The organism is Microcoleus sp. PH2017_05_CCC_O_A, from assembly GCF_020738785.1.
In the GTDB taxonomy this organism is placed as follows: domain Bacteria; phylum Cyanobacteriota; class Cyanobacteriia; order Cyanobacteriales; family Microcoleaceae; genus Microcoleus.
The window spans coordinates 1-17666 of sequence record NZ_JAEQCB010000100.1 but is presented as its reverse complement, the minus strand read 5'-3'; the positions used below and the strand labels follow the sequence as shown (position 1 = coordinate 17666).

The window sequence follows — 17666 nt, the reverse complement described above, 5'->3', positions numbered from 1 at the left end:
AATCAAGAGCGCTTAAGCGCAACTACATACCTAAATCAAGAGCGCTTAAGCGCAACTACATACCTAAATCAAGAGCGCTTAAGCGCAACTACATACCTAGAAATTAACCTCGCAGAAGACTGCAAAAGTTAAAATTCGATCGCCAGCCCAACTCCTCGATCGCGCCATGCCGATTTATCCCCTCAACCACCCAGCAGCCGCCGAAATTTTCAGCAAACCTCGCCTGCGAACAGTTCTGATTGTTCCCTTTGTGTTGCTAACAGTCAGCGCTGTCGGGCTAGTGGGTTATCTTTCTTTCAAAAGCAGCCGGGAATCCGTCGAGGATCTAGCACAGCAGTTAATGGAACAAGTAGGAGAGCGAATTGGCGATCGGCTCAGCAACTACCTCAACGCCCCCCAGAATGCCGTAGCAGCCAACCGTCTAGCAGTAGAACAAGAAATGCTGAACCTCAACAACACTCAGCAACTGCGACAGCAACTTTGGCAGCAAATAATCTTCAACCCCGCTCTGCAATCGAGCTTTTTTGTCAATGAGCGAGGAGAACAAATTGGGTACGGGCGCCTGATGAGCGAGGAATTTGTGCAACAAGTCACAAAAGAGACAGGGGAGAAATTCTCAATCGGTACGCGTTTTTTTTGCAGTATGAAAAGTACCGACTTGGGTAAAATGCAATACTACTCGGTTGACTCCAAAGGCAATCCCCTAAAACTGCTCTATAGCATCCCTATGGATAACCGCGAAACAGTTTGGTTTCGCCAGGCCAAAGCCTCCAACAAACAAACTTGGTCGCCAATTGTTGTTTTCAACGCTATGCCGACGTTAGGAATTTTTGCGGTGTCTCCCATCAAGGATGCTGGCGAATGGCGGGGGGTTTTTACTTCAAATTATGCGCTGTCGGCAATTAGCAGTTTTCTCGATCGCCTCTACTTCTCTAAATCGGGACAGACTTTTATTATGGAGCGATCGGGCAATCTGGTTGCTACATCCACCCTAGAAACACCCTTTGTCAAGCAAGAAAAACAGCCACCCACGCGATTGCTAGCCACCAACAGCCAGGATACCCGCACCCGAGACATTGCTCGGCAACTCACCAACCGCTTTACCAACTTAAGTTCGCTGGATAGAGCTCAGCAATTTACCATGACGAGTAATGGATCTCGGCAGTTTGTCAGCGTCGCTCCTTATGGAGATGCCTATGGCTTGGATTGGTTGATTGTGGTGGTGGTACCAGAGTCGGATTTCATGGCTCGCATTGAAGCGAATACCCGCAATACATTGGGGTTGTGCGTCGGTACGCTGGTGTTGGCGATCGCGATCGGATTGTTGACTGCCCGTTGGGTAATAAAGCCAATTCTGCGCTTGAATACCGCCGCCAAAAATCTAGGAAAAGGAGAATGGCATCAACCTTTAGAAATTAGACGCTTCGATGAACTCGGAGACCTCACCAATTCCTTCAATCTGATGGCAGAGCAACTGCAACAGGCTTTTTCCGAACAAAAATCTTTAACAGAAGCTTTAGCGCAAAGCGAGAGCCAACTCAAGCAATTTTTAGAAGCCATACCAGCCGGGATATCTATCCACGATGCCTCGGGTAAAGTCGTCTACTTAAACGAAACTGCCAAGCGTTTGAGCGGCGTACAAAATATTCCCGATGCGACTTTAGAAAAAATGGCAGAAGTTTATCAAATCTACCACCAAAACCAGCTTTGTCCAACTGAAAAAATTCCTGCCTTCCGAGCGCTGCGGGGTGAAACGGTACTTGTTGAGGATTTAGAAATTCATCGAGATGGGGAAATTATTAAGCTTGAGGTGCGCGCCACACCAGTTTTCGATGCAGGCGGCAAGATTATTTATGCCATCAATGCTTTTAGTGACATCTCAGGGCGCAAACAATCTGAAAAACTATTAACTGACTACAATAGCACTTTAGCCACCAAAGTTGCAGAACGTACTGCTGACCTAGCTCGTGCTAACGAACTATTACATGAGGAAGTTGCCGAACGCAAATTGATAGAACAAAAACTTGACAGTTCTACTCAAAGAATTCTAAAAATATTTGAGTCAATTGCAGATATTATACTAATTTTAGAATTGCCAGAAAAAACAATTCAAGTTATACCAACTAGGGGAATTTTTCAAGACTACACTCAGACAGAGCAGCTCGACTCTATCCTCGAACAAATTTTTAGTGAGAGTTCCCAAGACATTTATTTCACTCAAGTTCAAGAGGCATTAGAAACCCAGCAAACTATAAATTTTGATTACAGGATGCAGATTAACAACCAAGAAGTTTGGTTTGCTGCTAAAATTTCGCCATTGTCCGATCGCTCTGTGGTTTGGGTAGCCAGGGACATTAGCGATCGCCAGTTGGCCGAAGCCCGACTGCTGGAAGCCCAAAAAATTGCCAGGATTGGCAGTTGGGAATACGATATAGGCCAAGCAACAAGCACTTGGAGTGAAGAACTCTATCGTATGTTCGAGATCGAACCGACTCAAAAACCCGTAGCAACCCCAGAATTAGTCGATCGTTTTCATCCCGAAGATCGATCGCCCTATCTAACAATGCTTCAGGAGCGATCGATCAGTAAAAAAAGCTTTGAACTCGCTCTGCGCCTGATCCGCAGAGATGGCTCGCTCACTTACATGGAAGTCAGAGGGAAACCCGTTTTTGATAAAAAAGGGCAGTTGCTCCGTTGGTTTGGCACTGTCTTGGATATTACCGCTTACAAACAAGCCGAGGCAGCTTTGCGAGAAAGCGCCCAGCGGGAACAAGCAATCGGGCGATCGATCGATCGCATCCGTCAGTCCTTAGATATTGATACCATATTCCAAACCACAACCTCAGAATTGCGAGAAACACTCAAATGCGATCGAGTCGCTATCTATCGTTTTAATCCAGATTGGAGTGGCGAATTTGTTGCCGAGTCAATGGGGGAGGGCTGGATATCTGTGATACAACAATTGGACGAACTTAATTTACCAAACAATCTCGCCACCGACTTTCGCTGTGCGGCGACAAACTTACAAGCCTGCGGTGAAGGAGTACGAGATACCTACCTACAAAAAAATCAAGGCGGTATCTACGATATAGGTGTTTGTTACCGCATGGTTGAAGACATATACACTGCTGGATTTACTCCTTGTTACGTGGAAGTGTTAGAGCAATTTCAAGCCAGAGCCTACATTATTTGCCCCATATTCTGCGGCAGTCAACTTTGGGGTTTGCTCGCCAGCTATCAAAATTCTGGGCCCCGCACTTGGCGCGCAGCAGAAATCAATATCGCGCTGCAAATTAGCACTCAACTCGAAGTCGCTTTACAACAAGCTCAATTACTCGAAGCCACTCAACAGCAAGCCGTACAGCTCCAACAAGCCGCCTTAGCAGCAGAAGCAGCCAACCTCGCGAAAAGCACTTTTTTGGCCAACATGAGCCACGAATTACGCACCCCTCTTAACTCAATTCTGGGATTCTCCCAATTGATGCAGCGATCCGCCAACCTCAACCGCGAACAACAGGAAAATATCGGCATCATCAACCGCAGCGGAGAACACTTGCTAACTCTGATCAATCAAATATTAGATTTAGCCAAAATAGAGGCAGGACGCATTACACTCAACCCAACAGACTTTCAATTAAGCAGACTGCTAAACGAGGTGGAAGAGATGTTCCAACTTCAGGCGCGCGAGCAACAATTGGAGTTAATATTTAGCTACTCTAGGAATATTCCAGAATATTTGCACGCCGATCAAGTTAAGTTGCGCCAAGTTTTAATTAATCTGCTTTCTAACGCTATTAAGTTTACGAAGGAAGGAGGCATTGCAGTAAGAGTAAGTTCGGTAATTGAACAGGAAAATCAGCAATTACCAATCAATTACAAATTACATTTTGAAATAGAAGATACAGGCTGCGGCATGACTCCCGATGAGTTAGACCAGCTTTTTCAAGCCTTTGTCCAAACCAAAACAGGAAAAACATCTCAGCAGGGAACCGGTTTGGGGCTGGCCATCAGCCAACACTTTGTCAAGCTGATGGGCGACATCATTACTGTACGCAGTAAAGTAGGACACGGGACCACCTTCGCCTTTGATATCCCCGTCAGCGCAGTTGAGGCGGCGGCGATTGAACTGGTACAGCCGTCGCGTCGGGCGATCGCCCTAGAATCCAACCAACCGCGCTATCGTATATTGATTGTGGACGATCGCGAGGACAACCGCCAACTACTGCTCAAAATCCTTGCAACCTTTGACTTTGAGCTCAAAGAAGCCTGTAATGGTGTAGAAGCCATTGAAGTGTGGACGAGTTTTGAGCCGGACTTAATTTTTATGGATATGTGGATGCCCGTAATGGATGGAGGTGAAGCCACGCAACGCATTAAAGCCACCGTTAAAGGTAAAACTACCGTCATTATTGCCGTGAGTGCCGCCAACGCCGAGGAAGCCCGAACCGTTACTGTATCAAATAATTGGGATGACTTTATCCACAAACCCTTTCGAGAGACAGACATCTTTGCCACCCTCCACAAACATCTCGGAGTGCGTTACATTTACGATGAACCGGAGAGTGTGCCGGAGCCAACTCAAATCGAGGCTCCGACTCCAGAAAACGTTGCAGCTTTACCAACGGATTGGCTGACAGCTTTAGAAAAAGCCACTATTGAGTGCGATTTAGAGCTGATTCTCAGTCAAATAGAGCAAATTCGCGATCGAAATGACCCATTAGCTACCGCTCTCGCCGCCTTAGCTAACGAGTTTCAGTTCAATCAAATACTAGCTCTCATCCGTCCCTCAACCAAATAAAAATGATATTAGATCGGGTTCGTAGTGAGGACTTTAGTCCTCATCAAACTTTGAGGACTAAAGTCCTCACTACAAACCTACAAAGGTTATTTTACCAGACTAGATATGAATTACGAAGCAACTCCCGTCTTAAAAGGGAATATTTTAATTGTTGATGATGTTCCGAATAATTTGCACCTTCTAGCTAAAATACTATCGAGGCATGGCTACAAAACACGCACTGCACCCGACGGTCAACTAGCCCTAAGGTCGATCGAATCAACACCTCCTGACTTGATTTTGCTGGACATCATGATGCCCAGTATGGACGGCTACAAAGTCTGCGAAATTTTAAAAGCTTCTGCCACCACCAAAGACATTCCCGTCATTTTTATCAGCGCTTTAAATGAAGTGTTAGATAAAGTCAAAGCCTTTGAAGTTGGCGGTGTAGATTATATCACAAAACCTTTTCAAGAACAAGAAGTTTTGGCGCGCGTCTCAAATCAACTCTTGCAGCGCCAGTTGTTGCAGCAAACACAATCCTACGCGCAGCAACTCGAAGAAACTTTAACTGAACTCAAGAAGACTCAATCTCAGTTAATACAGAAGGAAAAAATGGCTTCTTTAGGGCAACTAGCCGCAGGGATTGCTCACGAAATCAACAATCCAGTCAACTTTATCTCCGGCAATATTACTATGGCTGCTGACTATGCACAAGACTTGGTTCGCCTCATAAAATTATACCGACATTACTACCCGCATCCCGTGGCAGAAATTGTCGGCGAATTGGAAAAAATTCAACCCGAATTCATTGCAGATGATTATCCAAAACTGCTAAGTTCGATGAAAGAAGGTACTTCTCGAATTAGCGAGATTGTGCTGTCTTTTCGCAACTTCTCCCGCCTGGGCCAAGAAAAGTGCAAGCCAGTGGATATTCATGAAGGCATTGACAATACTTTAGTTATTTTGCAACACCGCCTCAAAGGAGCCAACAATATCGGTGAGATTGAAGTGAGAAAACACTACAGTAAACTGCCAAAAATCACCTGTTATGCCAGTCTATTAAATCAGGTATTTATGAATCTGCTAATCAATGCTATTGATGCCCTGGAATCTCAACCTTATCCCCGAAAAATTACCATCAGCACTTCAGTAAGTTCAGATTCAGAACCTGCGTTGTACAATCCAAATTCAAACTTGGCAACTCAAAAGTTTCAGTCCGTTATGATTTTAATTGCCGATAACGGTTGCGGGATTTGCGAGGCAGTGCGCCACCGGATATTTGACCCATTTTTTACTACCAAGCCTGTCGGCCGGGGTACTGGATTGGGCTTGGCAATCAGTCACGATATTATAGTAGAAAAACATGGAGGTAAAATCAGTTGTATTTCTGCTCCCGGCGGGGGGACAGAGTTCATTTTGCAGATTCCGATATCTGTTATAGCAGTTGACAGTTGACAGTTGACAGTTGACAGTTGACAGTACGGGAATCAAATCATTTCTGCTTGACGGATATCGGCTCTATTCATTAGGTTATTTGTGTCCGCACCCGATGTGGCGGTTGCTATAAATCTTAAAATGTTATAAGTTCGCAGTCAGGGCTTTAGTCCTTAGATAAAAAAGTTAATTCCTCATTACAAAAAGGTTCGTAGTGAGGACTTTAGTCCTTAGACAAAAAAGTTAATTCCTCACTACAAAAAGGTTCGTAGTGAGGACTTTAGTCCTTAGAAAAAAAGTTAATTCCTCACTACAAAAAGGTTCGTAGTGAGGACTTTAGTCCTTAAAGAGAGGACTGAATTCCTCACTACAAACAGGGTTTATTGTGGAGAATTAACCTGAGAGCATATTTACTTCAAATCCAGCAAGCCGCTAGTTTTTAGCTTGGGATTAAACCGGATTTCTTCAGTTACACCGCGAGATTTGAGCAGCGCTAAAATTTCATTTTCTACGCGGCGCGCTACATTTTTCAACAATTTATCTTTGGCAAGTTCATCGGCGACTATACCTTCATAATTTGCTACTTCTTGCGAAGTCATGACAGTTTTGGTATCGATGGGATCGTTCCACTTGGTAGCATCGGTACCATTGCCCTGGGGCTGGGAACCGTTTTCGGCAATCCAACTCGCTCGGATGCTTTCTAGAATAGTGCGGCTGGGCTTGTCGATAGTTTGGACTTTTAGCCAGTAGCAATGTTCGGGTTGGCGTACTAAATGCTGTTTGAGGCTGAGGTAAGTATCCCGAGAATAGCCGACAAATTGCAGCATTTTATCGTTGTCGAAAATCGCATAGACGCCGATTTTACCCTGGACAAATTCAGGCAATTTCCCTTCTGAGTCAATGTATGGTATGAATTGTAAGCTGGCGAGAGGCTGAATGTCTTCTGTCATCCGATTTTAGATTTTAGATTTTAGATTTTAGATTAAACCACAGATTAACTAGCCTTTAGCTAACTTTGGAAAATGCGATAAACGGCACAGAGGCGGCTGGGTTTAAATATTTTGGCTTGAAACATGAAATTAGGCGGGACGTTGACGATCGCAAAATCGATCGATTCGTGATACTTTTCAAATTCCGCAGGCATTCCCTTGGGCGTCTCGCTGCTGTAAGGGACTGGCTGAAAAAGTAACTCGGCAAACTCAATCCGCGAGCACTGCAATTGCATCGCTACTTGTTGGAGAAAGCTTTCACCTGTTAGTGAATGGAAGAGTGCGGCTTTAGCATCCGGTTCCAGGACAAAACTGCTATCGTAGCTTTCAATAATCTTGAGACCCATTTTCTGTATACTCCTGACAGACGGCGGTTAACGGTTGTCGGTTAACTTTTAGGCGATCGACATATCCTGAATTTTACCTGAGACTGGCCGTGTTGAAAGCAAAAATTATTCAGCAGAGCTGCCGATAGAAATATGATAATCCCGAAATTTTGACCAGAAAACTAGACGCAAGCCCCCGGCTTGAGACGTGGGGATTAGTCGGTCTGCGGTTTTAACCGCCAGTAAATATTGTATTTGGGGACTAAGCATGGTAATGTAATTGGGTGAGTATGAATAACCGTCTGCGCGTTGAATCATCCTAGTACGGAGAAATCCCGGCAACTCAGATATCCGGCTAGAACCGGAATACTTAGAAAGGGCAAATAATGGCAGGTTGAGGAGCGTACCTATCTGGCTTGTGATGGACTCCCAAAGCAAAAGAAAAACTAAAAGTAAGCCCAACTGCAACACCTCTAGTATTGGTAGTTGATTTGAAGGGTCTAGGGGGATATTTGCCTATCCCTTCCAAGTTCGGCTTGGAGAATCCCCCGGCGACAGCCGTGGGGAGTGTCAAAAATAGCCCTGATTTATTTGCCGATCGCTCTTATCATGTCGGTATCGCAATCTATCAGACTACGACTAAAAGGCTATGCAGAAGATCGAAGACGCATCATTCCCCACGATGAGAATTTCCCCAAACCAGCAGGATTGGCTAGAATTGGCAGAATACGCCTCTATTGCCGGTTCAGCGATTGGTACCATTGCTGCGGGATTGTCGGGGCAAATTCTCTACGCTGCCGCCCCGCTAACCGCAGCACTCTCGCTGAATCTCGCCAATCGCCAGCGTTTTGAGCAAAAAATTCAACAAAAGGCAAATTCTGCCATCGCAGAGGTACAGGCCTCCGCAGAAGCTCGATCGCAGCAAGTTCAGAAACTACCTGGAGAACTTACCAAACTTGATTCTACCGTCTCCGACTTAAAACAAAAACTCGGTATTTTGGAATCCGGCGCCATCGCCGACATACAAGCTGCGGTAGCCGCACTCGAACGCCAAGCGCAGGCACTTCCTGCCGATTCTCAAGAACTCTACAGCATCCTGTCGGATTTGCAGGAAAAACTCCGCATTCTGGAAAATAGCGCCCTCAGAGAGCATGATTGGGAAAATGTCAACGTCCGATTTTTGTTGCTAGACGAGAAGTTAACTGAGGTTAGAACTATTACAGCAGAGTTGCAGGAGCGATCGAACGAAGTAGACTTGGATCGAATCCAAGGTTCTCTGAAGCAATTGCAGGATTTGCTCGATCGACCGACAATAGATACAGCGACGCTGCAAACCGAAATTCAGCACTTGCAGGAGCAAGTTTCCGAGTTGCAGCGACAAAATCAAGAAATTGTCAAGCCTTATTTGCTGCGCTTGACTCGCGCCGTCAAGAAACTCAGTCAGTAGTCATTGGTTATTGGTTATTGGTTGTTTGTTATTGGTTGTTTGTTATTTGCCTTGTCTTGTGGCTTTGCTGCCAATAACCGATCGCAAGTAATCTCAGATCCGCTCAATTACCGATAAGAAAAAATGTTTTTAGTGAGGACTTTAGTCCTTGATTTATGAGGACTAAAGTCCTCACTACGAACTAATTTTATAGTCTGATAGCGGAGACTATCTAACCCTTGCAAATAACTAATAACAAATAACTAATAACTAATAACGAAATTTTTGCCAAGCTTGCCAGAAAATATAGATTGATAAAATTGCTAAGAGCGATCGAAAGGCTAAACTAATAGTGCGATCGGACAATCTCGGCAAAAACCTGGTGCTGATTTGCGCGCCCAACAAACCGCCACACCCAAGAATCAACCCCACAACCCACAAAACATTCCCGCGCGCCGCGTGTCCCGCCGTCGCCGAAATTGCCGTAATCACGATGACGCCCAAACTCGTTTGAATTGCCTTTTTAATGCTTTCCCCTAACAGCAAAATTTGCAAGGGAACCATAATCACACCACCGCCTACACCGAACAAACCTGCCAATAAACCGGCAGCACTGCCAGTCGCAATTTTAGCAAAAGTTGGATTAAATAGAATACTTGAATTGTTGGGTAATTGGTGATTGGTAATGGGTAATTGGGAATTGGTAATGGGTAATTGGGAATTGGGAATTGAGCCAGATTCTTTCGTGTCTTCCCCTTCCCCTTCTTCTTCCACTTTCTTAGCAGTCAGGCGCTTGCGAACTTCAATCAAATAAATATTCAGCCACAGCAACAACCCAAAAGTAACTAACAGCAAATAAGGAGGAAATATCCCCGCCAAATAAGCACCAATTTGTGCTGTGATGACGGCGGGAAATCCGATGCCTGCGACTTGACTCAAGTTGAGATAGCCCATGCGCCAATTCTGGATGCTGCCAGAAAGAGCCGTAATTACGATCGACAAACCGCTAGTAGCAACCGCTTGCACCGGAGCATACTTGAGAGCCACCAACAACGGCACGAGCACCGTACCGCCGCCGATACCCAAAAAACCAGCTAGAATACCGGCAAACAGTCCGGCAGCACCCAGAATCAATAATTCGCTAACAGTCATTAGTTAATAGTCATTAGTTATTTGTTATTTGTTATTTGTTGTTTGTTACTCGCTTGGGGCTGCTAATAACCAATAACCAATAACCAATAACATTAATCAATACTCACAACTCAAGATTATTGAGAGTCATTAGTAGCCCCGTCAGGCATAATTGCCCGCCTCAAATCTGCATCGCGGAAGTTAGTTCGATTGAGATTAGCATCAATCAAAACCGCTTCCACCAAAACAGCCCCGCTCAAATTAGACCAACACAGCTTCGCCCGGTACAAATTAGCACCGCTCAAGTTAGCACCGCGCAGAGTTGACCAACTCATATTGGCAACTCTCAAATTAGCATTGCTCAGATTAGCTTCGCTGAGATTAGCTCCAACCATCGTGACTTGACGCAAGTCTGCACCAGTCAGGTTGGCCCTGCTCAGCATCGCCCCACTGAGAATTGCCTGAGTCAGATTGGCTCTTTCTAAAAGCGAATCGCTGAGGATAGCATTTGTCAGGTTTACAGCTTTGAGAGTTGACCAACTCAAATTTGCCTTCATCAAATTAGTGCGAATCATACTAGCTTCGGTTAAGTTAGCCGCAAACAAATTCGCTTCGGTAAAGTTGGCTTCTGTCAAATTTGCTTCCGTCAAATTTGCCTTAGTCATGTTGACTTCTCTCGCCATTGAGCCGCGGAGGTTTGCTCCCACCAGGTTAGCCCCGCTGAGATTGGCGCGGGTCAAATCGGTACCGATGAGATTGGCTTCGGTGAGGTTGGCTTCCGTCATGTCCACCCCACCCAATTTCACCTCGCGCAAGTTCGCTCCCGTTAGGTTAGCGCCTTTGAGGTTTGCGTTTTGGAAATTCGCTCGGGTAAAATTAGCCTCGCTGAGGTTTGCCCCTTTTAAGTCGGCTCCCGCGAGGTTAATCTCTCGAAAAGTTCTTTCTCCGGCCGCATATTGCCTCAGAATTCGATCGGCCTCCATGTCATTCGCCTCGCAATTTTTGTTTCAAACGTTAGAGTGATCGGTTTTACACATCATCCCAGATAACCACGGTATTCACCCTGTACGCTTCAGTATCTGTAGAATTTTGGCACTGCTGTGCGAATCTATTCTAGACGGTCTCCTAAAGGTCAGCGATTCTGAGAGAATTAAAAATAGAGTCAAGATATCAGAAAAACAGACAACTGAAACAACAGACAAAGGAAGTTTGAGAATGCCTGAGAATTTAAGAAGCCAAGCGGTGACTGGGGGCGTGCAGCGTTCGCCCAACCGCGCCATGCTGCGCGCCGTGGGTTTTGGCGACGGCGATTTCACTAAGCCCATTGTGGGCATTGCCAACGGCTACAGCACGATTACGCCCTGCAATATGGGATTGAACGACCTCGCCTTGCGGGCCCAGGCGGGTGCAAAAGAAGCCGGCGCCATGCCACAGATGTTCGGTACGATTACTATCAGCGACGGAATCTCGATGGGAACCGAAGGGATGAAATATTCTCTGGTGTCGAGAGATGTGATTGCAGATTCGATTGAAACGGTTTGCAATGGCCAGAGTATGGATGGGTTGCTGGCTGTGGGCGGTTGCGATAAAAATATGCCGGGGGCGATGATTGCGATCGCCCGCATGAACATTCCTGCTATTTTTGTCTACGGTGGCACGATCAAACCGGGACACCACAACGGACGCGATTTAACTGTCGTCAGCGTTTTTGAAGCAGTCGGTCAATTCAGCGCCGGCAAAATTGACGAAACAGAGCTCAACGCAGTGGAACAAAAAGCTTGTCCCGGCGCTGGTGCTTGCGGCGGAATGTACACGGCAAATACGATGTCCAGCGCTTTTGAAGCTATGGGGATGAGTTTGCCCTATTCTTCGACAATGGCTGCTGAGGATGCTGAAAAAGCCGACAGCGCTGCGGAATCTGCAAGAGTTTTGGTCGAAGCAATTCGCAAACAGTTGTTACCCAGCCAAATTTTAACACGAGCGGCCTTTGAAAATGCGATCGCGGTAATTATGGCGATCGGCGGTTCAACGAATGCGGTGCTGCATTTGTTGGCCATTTCAAATGCGATCGGCGTTGAGTTGTGCCTCGACGATTTTGAAACAATTAGAGCCAAAGTACCCGTATTGTGCGATCTCAAACCAAGCGGCAAATACGTAGCAACCGATTTGCACAAAGCCGGCGGCATTCCTCTAGTAATGAAAATGCTTTTGGAACGCGGTTTGCTGCATGGAGATGCGCTGACAATTACAGGTAAAACAATTGCCGAATCCCTAGCAGATATTCCCAGCGAACCCCGCGCCGATCAAGATGTCATCCGCCCTCTTGACAATCCGATGTACGCCCAAGGACATTTAGCAATTCTCCGGGGAAATCTGGCAACAGAAGGATCGGTTGCTAAAATTACAGGTGTTAAAAAACCGCAAATCACCGGCCCAGCGCGGGTATTTGAATCGGAAGAAAATTGTTTAGCTGCAATCTTGGCTGGCAAAATTCAAGCCGGAGATGTCATTGTCATCAGGTACGAAGGGCCCAAAGGCGGGCCGGGAATGCGCGAAATGCTAGCACCAACTTCGGCAATTATTGGTGCAGGTTTAGGCGATTCTGTGGGGTTAATTACTGACGGTCGCTTTTCCGGCGGAACCTACGGCATGGTTGTCGGTCACGTTGCACCCGAGGCGCAAGTTGGCGGCACAATTGCTCTGGTAAATGAGGGCGATTCAATTACGATTGATGCTAAGAATCGCTTGTTACAGCTCAATGTTGATGATGCAGAATTAGAGCGGCGGCGCGCTCTTTGGCAAGCTCCTAAACCCCGGTATACTAAGGGTGTTTTGGCTAAATACGCTAAGTTGGTTTCTTCTAGCAGTGTCGGCGCTGTAACTGATTTGGGTTTGGGTTGAAGAAGAAAACCTAATTTTAACCGCAGATAAACGCAGATAAACGCAGATGAAATTCCATCTGCGTTCATCTGTGTTCATCCGCTGATATCTGCGGTTAAAAAAACGATCGCTCCGCTAGCTAACATACCTGACAAATTGCTAAAATAATCGAGATAAAACTGTCAAGAATAGATACTGCGATTGCTTCGTTCCTCGCTATGGCAATTCTCACCCAAGCGTATTGGTTTTTAAGTCGCGAGAATCCTATGGGACTGGACTGTTGGTCAAATGCTCGGTTGGCTGACCCCGTAGCGTAATCTGGATTTATGAATGATTTTTTTTACCACAGAGGCCGCAGAGGGCGCAGAGTTAGAGAGGAGAGGGTATGTTACGGATTTGGTTTGAGCGAATGTGCGGTCGATCGCCGATCGCACCATAACACTGTTTGAACAACGGGGCGCGATCGCATCCCTGTCCCGGCTTTTGCTGAAGCCCTGAATCTGACTGTTGGTCAAATGTTCAGTTGGCTGACTCCGTAGCGTAACCTGGATTTATGAATGATTTTTTAACCACAGAGGCCGCAGAGGGCGCAGAGTTAGAGAGGAGAGGGTATGTTACGGATTTGGTTTGAGCGAATGTGCGGTCGATCGCTTATACTAGAATATCTGGTTGTGTGCCCTTCAAGGACGAAACAGGACTGAAGTCCTCACTACAAACTTAATTATGATTATTTAATCGGACTTGATATCAACTCTCAGTTAACCGCTAACTACTAACAACTAAGTACAAAAAACGTTTCTGAACAATGGAAGCAAAATCCTACAAAGACACCGTAAATTTGCCCAAAACCAAGTTTGATATGCGCGCCAACGCCGTCAAACGCGAACCAGAATTGCAACAATTTTGGGCAGATCAAGAAATATACGATCGCCTTTCGCACAATAACCCAGGGGATTTGTTCGTCCTCCACGACGGCCCGCCCTACGCTAACGGACAACTCCACATCGGCCACGCCCTCAACAAAATTCTCAAGGATTTTATCAACCGCTACCAAATGCTGCGCGGTAAAAAAGTCCGCTACGTACCCGGTTGGGATTGTCACGGATTGCCGATCGAACTTAAGGTATTGCAAAACATGAAGTCGGACGATCGGCTAAATCTTACTCCGATCGATCTCCGCCGCAAAGCCTCTGCCTTCGCCCAGGAAACAATGGCGCAGCAGCGCACATCCTTTCAGCGCTACGGCGTTTGGGGCGACTGGGAACACCCGTATTTAACCCTGAAACCCGAATACGAAGCGGCTCAAATCGGCGTTTTCGGTCAAATGGTGCTCAAAGGCTACATCTTCCGCGGCTTCAAACCCGTGCACTGGAGTCCGAGCTCGAAAACAGCCCTCGCTGAAGCTGAATTAGAATATCCCGAAGGCCACGTCTCGCGCAGCATCTACGTCGGCTTTCACGTGAGAAAATTGTCAAAATCCCTGCAAACGAAGCTCAAGCGCTATATGCCGAGCCTCTGGGCGGCGATTTGGACGACTACCCCCTGGACGATTCCGGCTAACTTGGCGATCGCAGTTAATCCCGAACTGACTTATGCAGTGGTGGAACCGCCGGCAAATTCCCACATCGCACAACAATTTATGTTAGTTGCTGTCGATGCGGTCGATCGACTGTCGGCAACTTTGAATACTGAATTAAAAATCCTGGCTACCTTCCCAGGTAAAGATTTAGAAGGTTCCACCTACAAACACCCGTTGTTCGATCGCGAAAGCCCGATCGTTGCCGGTGGCGACTACATTACCGCTGACTCAGGAACCGGATTGGTGCACACTGCACCCGGCCACGGACAAGAAGATTTTATCGTCGGGAAACGCTGCGGTTTGCCAGTTTTAACCCCCGTTGATGAAAACGGAAATTTCACCGCCGAAGCAGGACAGTTTGCAGGTTTAAATGTCCTCGGAAACGGCAATGCCGCAGTCATTGATGCCCTTGCGGAAGCAAATTGTTTGATTAAAGAGGAAGCTTATCCTCACTCGTATCCTTACGATTGGCGGACTAAAAAGCCGACGATTTTTCGGGCGACTGAACAGTGGTTTGCATCCGTTGAAGGGTTCCGCGATGAAGCGTTAAAGGCAATTTCCGGTGTGAATTGGATTCCCGCCCAAGGGGAAAATCGGATCACGGCTATGGTTAGCGATCGATCGGATTGGTGTATTTCTCGCCAGCGGACTTGGGGCGTGCCGATTCCCGTGTTTTACGACGAAGAAACCAACGAACCTCTGTTAAATGAAGAGACGATCTCGCACGTGCAAGCTATTTTTGCCGAGATCGGTTCCGATGCTTGGTGGGAAATGTCGATCGCCGAATTGCTACCGGAATCTTACCGCAACAACGGCCGCACTTACCGCAAGGGTACGGACACGATGGATGTGTGGTTTGACTCGGGTTCTTCCTGGGCGGCTGTGGCGAAAGGGCGATCGGAATTAAACTATCCTGCTGATATCTATTTGGAAGGTTCAGACCAACACCGCGGCTGGTTTCAATCGAGCTTACTTACCAGTGTAGCAACTAACGGCGTCGCTCCCTACAAAACAGTTTTGACTCACGGTTTTGTCCTAGATGAAAAAGGCCGGAAGATGAGCAAATCTGAAGGCAATGTCGTCGATCCGGCGTTAGTAATTAAGGAATATGGCGCCGATGTTTTGCGGCTGTGGGTGTCTTCGGTAGACTACTCCGCCGACGTGCCTTTAGGCAAAAACATTCTCAAACAGCAATCGGATGTTTACCGCAAGATTCGGAATACAGCGAAGTTTTTGCTGGGGAATTTGCACGACTTCGATCCGGCAAAAGATGCCGTTGCTTTTGAGGATTTGCCGGAACTCGATCGCTATATGCTGCACAGAATGGGCGAAGTGTTTGCGGAAGTTCAAGAAGCTTTTGAAAGTTTCCAATTTTCGCGATTCTTCCAAACAGTGCAGAATTTCTGTACCGTGGATTTGTCTAATTTCTACTTGGATGTTGCCAAAGATCGACTTTACATCAGTTCGACAGATGCGCGCCGCCGCCGCAGTTGTCAGACGGTAATTGCGATCGCAGTCGAAAATTTAGCACGGGCGATCGCACCTGTGTTGTGTCACATGGCTGAGGATATTTGGCAGTACATTCCTTATCAAACACCGTACAAGTCAGTATTTGAGGCTGGTTGGGTGCAACTCGATGCTAAATGGCACAATCCAGAATTGGCGACTCGCTGGCAGTATTTGCGACAAATACGCGGCGAAGTTAACAAGGTTTTGGAACAGGCGAGGACTGAAAAGGCGATCGGTTCTTCTTTGGAAGCTAAGGTTTTATTGTACGTTCCCGATGTCGCAAAAAGAGCGCAATTGCAAGCTTTGAATCCCAGCAGCGAAGGATTGATGGATTATGTGCGATCGCAAAATGCAGCCATCCAACTAGCAGCAGAGGAGAAAGCCAAAGCAGTACAAGACAAACAAGAATCACAAGCAGCAAGTGTTGCCAAAGTCTTGACAGAAAAGACAGTTCATGTTGAGGAAGAAACTGTCGCCAAGGGCGATGCAGCTTCTGAGATTGTAGAATATTCTGCCCCAGAAGCATCTGCTTTAGATTTGCAGGAAATGTTAGATAAAAGCGCCCAGTTTGTGGCGGATTTGCCTAACTATGCCGGCAACTTTTTCACAGAATACCAAACATTGCTGGTAACACTTGGGCTGTTAGCTTCTGTGGTGATAACGGGTAGAGTAACCCTGGCGGTTTTGGATACAATGAATCAGATTCCGCTGCTGGGTGACTTGTTTGAAGTCATCGGTATCTTGTTTACAATCTGGTTTGCTTTCCGTCACTTGCTGTTTGCAGAAAGCCGCCAAGAAATGGCACAAACAATTGATTCGCTGACAGCAGATGTGCTTGGAAAGTCAACGGCGCTGGTACTGGTAGAAACACAGGAGATTGTGCTTTCACTTCCAGTAGAGACAGCCCTTGTACCAGTACAGGCGATCGCACAAACAGCCCCAGTCGAACAAGTGTTTGCAGAAACACCCGAAATCCCGACAGCAGAATTAAGTGCGATCGCGCCCCAAGCAGAAATTCCTGCGGAAATAGCTGTACACCACCATTCTGCAAGTGGTAGCAACGGTGTAGACGAACTGCGCTACTTGTTGCAGTGATGCAGGAATTGCCGTACAGTTACCAATCTCCAGAGTTGGCGATTGGTGTAGTTAAAGCAGACGGCCAAAAGTGCGATCGATGCTGGAACTACTCTACTCATGTCGGAGAGTCGATCGAACATCCGGTAATTTGCGAACGCTGCGTGTCAGCAGTTGACGGGAAATTCTAACCCTCGCCTCCAACCCCTCTGAGCTCGGGTTTCGTTTGTGCAGACGCGGTTTCAACCGCCGTCTCCAACTCTTGTGGGATGGGCTTCTCCAACTCTTGTGGGATGGGCTTCTAGCCCGTCCCAAATATACAATTCAAATTGTGTATAAAAAATCAAAAACCTCTTGTGGGATGGGCTTCTAGCCCGTCCCAAATCCACAATTTAAATGCGAAAAACCCTAACAATATTGAGTCTTAAAGATTCATTTATGATTATCGTCATCGCCTTCTGTAACTCTACATTTCCTCCATAAATTCAAACAGAGAATTACAGCAAAAGGCACGAAAAATACAACTGCTGGAACTATC

At 46.5% G+C, this 17666-nt stretch carries 8 protein-coding genes and 1 pseudogene; 5 read left to right on the top strand and 4 right to left on the bottom strand.

Annotated features, from left to right (window positions below; genetic code table 11):
- Window positions 1-166: 166 nt before the first annotated feature.
- Window positions 167-4798, top strand: coding sequence for an ATP-binding protein (locus JGK20_RS22245; protein ID WP_293189414.1), 4632 nt, complete (start codon window positions 167-169; stop codon window positions 4796-4798).
- Window positions 4799-4903: 105 nt separating this feature from the next.
- Entirely contained in the window at window positions 4904-6235 is a 1332-nt protein-coding gene (locus JGK20_RS22240; protein WP_293183408.1) for a response regulator, read from the top strand.
- Window positions 6236-6624: 389 nt separating this feature from the next.
- On the opposite strand, the gene JGK20_RS22235 is transcribed toward JGK20_RS22240, so the two are convergent.
- Both JGK20_RS22235 and JGK20_RS22230 read right to left on the bottom strand, forming a co-directional pair.
- Window positions 6625-7164 (bottom strand): GIY-YIG nuclease family protein, encoded by a 540-nt coding sequence (locus tag JGK20_RS22235; protein WP_293183410.1) that lies wholly within the window; start codon window positions 7162-7164, stop codon window positions 6625-6627.
- Window positions 7165-7223: 59 nt separating this feature from the next.
- Window positions 7224-7550, bottom strand: coding sequence for a hypothetical protein (locus tag JGK20_RS22230; RefSeq protein WP_293196984.1), 327 nt, complete (start codon window positions 7548-7550; stop codon window positions 7224-7226).
- A 628-nt stretch (window positions 7551-8178) separates the two neighbouring features.
- Here JGK20_RS22230 and JGK20_RS22225 point away from each other — a divergent pair.
- Window positions 8179-8976 carry a hypothetical protein gene (locus tag JGK20_RS22225; protein ID WP_293196983.1) on the top strand — a complete coding sequence of 266 codons (798 nt, stop codon included), beginning with the start codon at window positions 8179-8181 and terminating at the stop codon, window positions 8974-8976.
- A 249-nt stretch (window positions 8977-9225) separates the two neighbouring features.
- On the opposite strand, the gene JGK20_RS22220 is transcribed toward JGK20_RS22225, so the two are convergent.
- Together JGK20_RS22220 and JGK20_RS22215 are read right to left on the bottom strand one after the other, a co-directional pair.
- Window positions 9226-10107: a sulfite exporter TauE/SafE family protein gene (locus tag JGK20_RS22220; protein WP_293183415.1), complete on the bottom strand. Its 882-nt coding sequence runs from the start codon at window positions 10105-10107 to the stop codon at window positions 9226-9228.
- 116 nt (window positions 10108-10223) lie between these two features.
- A complete protein-coding gene (locus tag JGK20_RS22215; protein ID WP_293183417.1) occupies window positions 10224-11069 on the bottom strand; it encodes a pentapeptide repeat-containing protein in 846 nt (281 codons plus the stop codon).
- 232 nt (window positions 11070-11301) lie between these two features.
- Between JGK20_RS22215 and ilvD the strand changes: the two genes are divergently transcribed.
- Entirely contained in the window at window positions 11302-12987 is a 1686-nt protein-coding gene (gene ilvD / locus JGK20_RS22210; protein ID WP_293183419.1) for a dihydroxy-acid dehydratase, read from the top strand.
- A 784-nt stretch (window positions 12988-13771) separates the two neighbouring features.
- Window positions 13772-17319: pseudogene (gene ileS / locus JGK20_RS22205) on the top strand (isoleucine--tRNA ligase).
- The last annotated feature ends 347 nt before the right edge of the window (window positions 17320-17666 follow it).

What these genes read in the sequence shown, in the direction of transcription:
- JGK20_RS22245 (WP_293189414.1), top strand. Translation starts at nt 167, where the DNA reads ATGCCGATTTATCCCCTCAACCACCCAGCAGCCGCCGAAATTTTCAGC.
- JGK20_RS22225 (WP_293196983.1), top strand. Translation starts at nt 8,179, where the DNA reads ATGCAGAAGATCGAAGACGCATCATTCCCCACGATGAGAATTTCCCCA.
- JGK20_RS22215 (WP_293183417.1), bottom strand. Translation starts at nt 11,069, where the DNA reads ATGGAGGCCGATCGAATTCTGAGGCAATATGCGGCCGGAGAAAGAACT.
- JGK20_RS22230 (WP_293196984.1), bottom strand. Translation starts at nt 7,550, where the DNA reads ATGGGTCTCAAGATTATTGAAAGCTACGATAGCAGTTTTGTCCTGGAA.
- JGK20_RS22235 (WP_293183410.1), bottom strand. Translation starts at nt 7,164, where the DNA reads ATGACAGAAGACATTCAGCCTCTCGCCAGCTTACAATTCATACCATAC.
- JGK20_RS22240 (WP_293183408.1), top strand. Translation starts at nt 4,904, where the DNA reads ATGAATTACGAAGCAACTCCCGTCTTAAAAGGGAATATTTTAATTGTT.
- JGK20_RS22220 (WP_293183415.1), bottom strand. Translation starts at nt 10,107, where the DNA reads ATGACTGTTAGCGAATTATTGATTCTGGGTGCTGCCGGACTGTTTGCC.
- ilvD (WP_293183419.1), top strand. Translation starts at nt 11,302, where the DNA reads ATGCCTGAGAATTTAAGAAGCCAAGCGGTGACTGGGGGCGTGCAGCGT.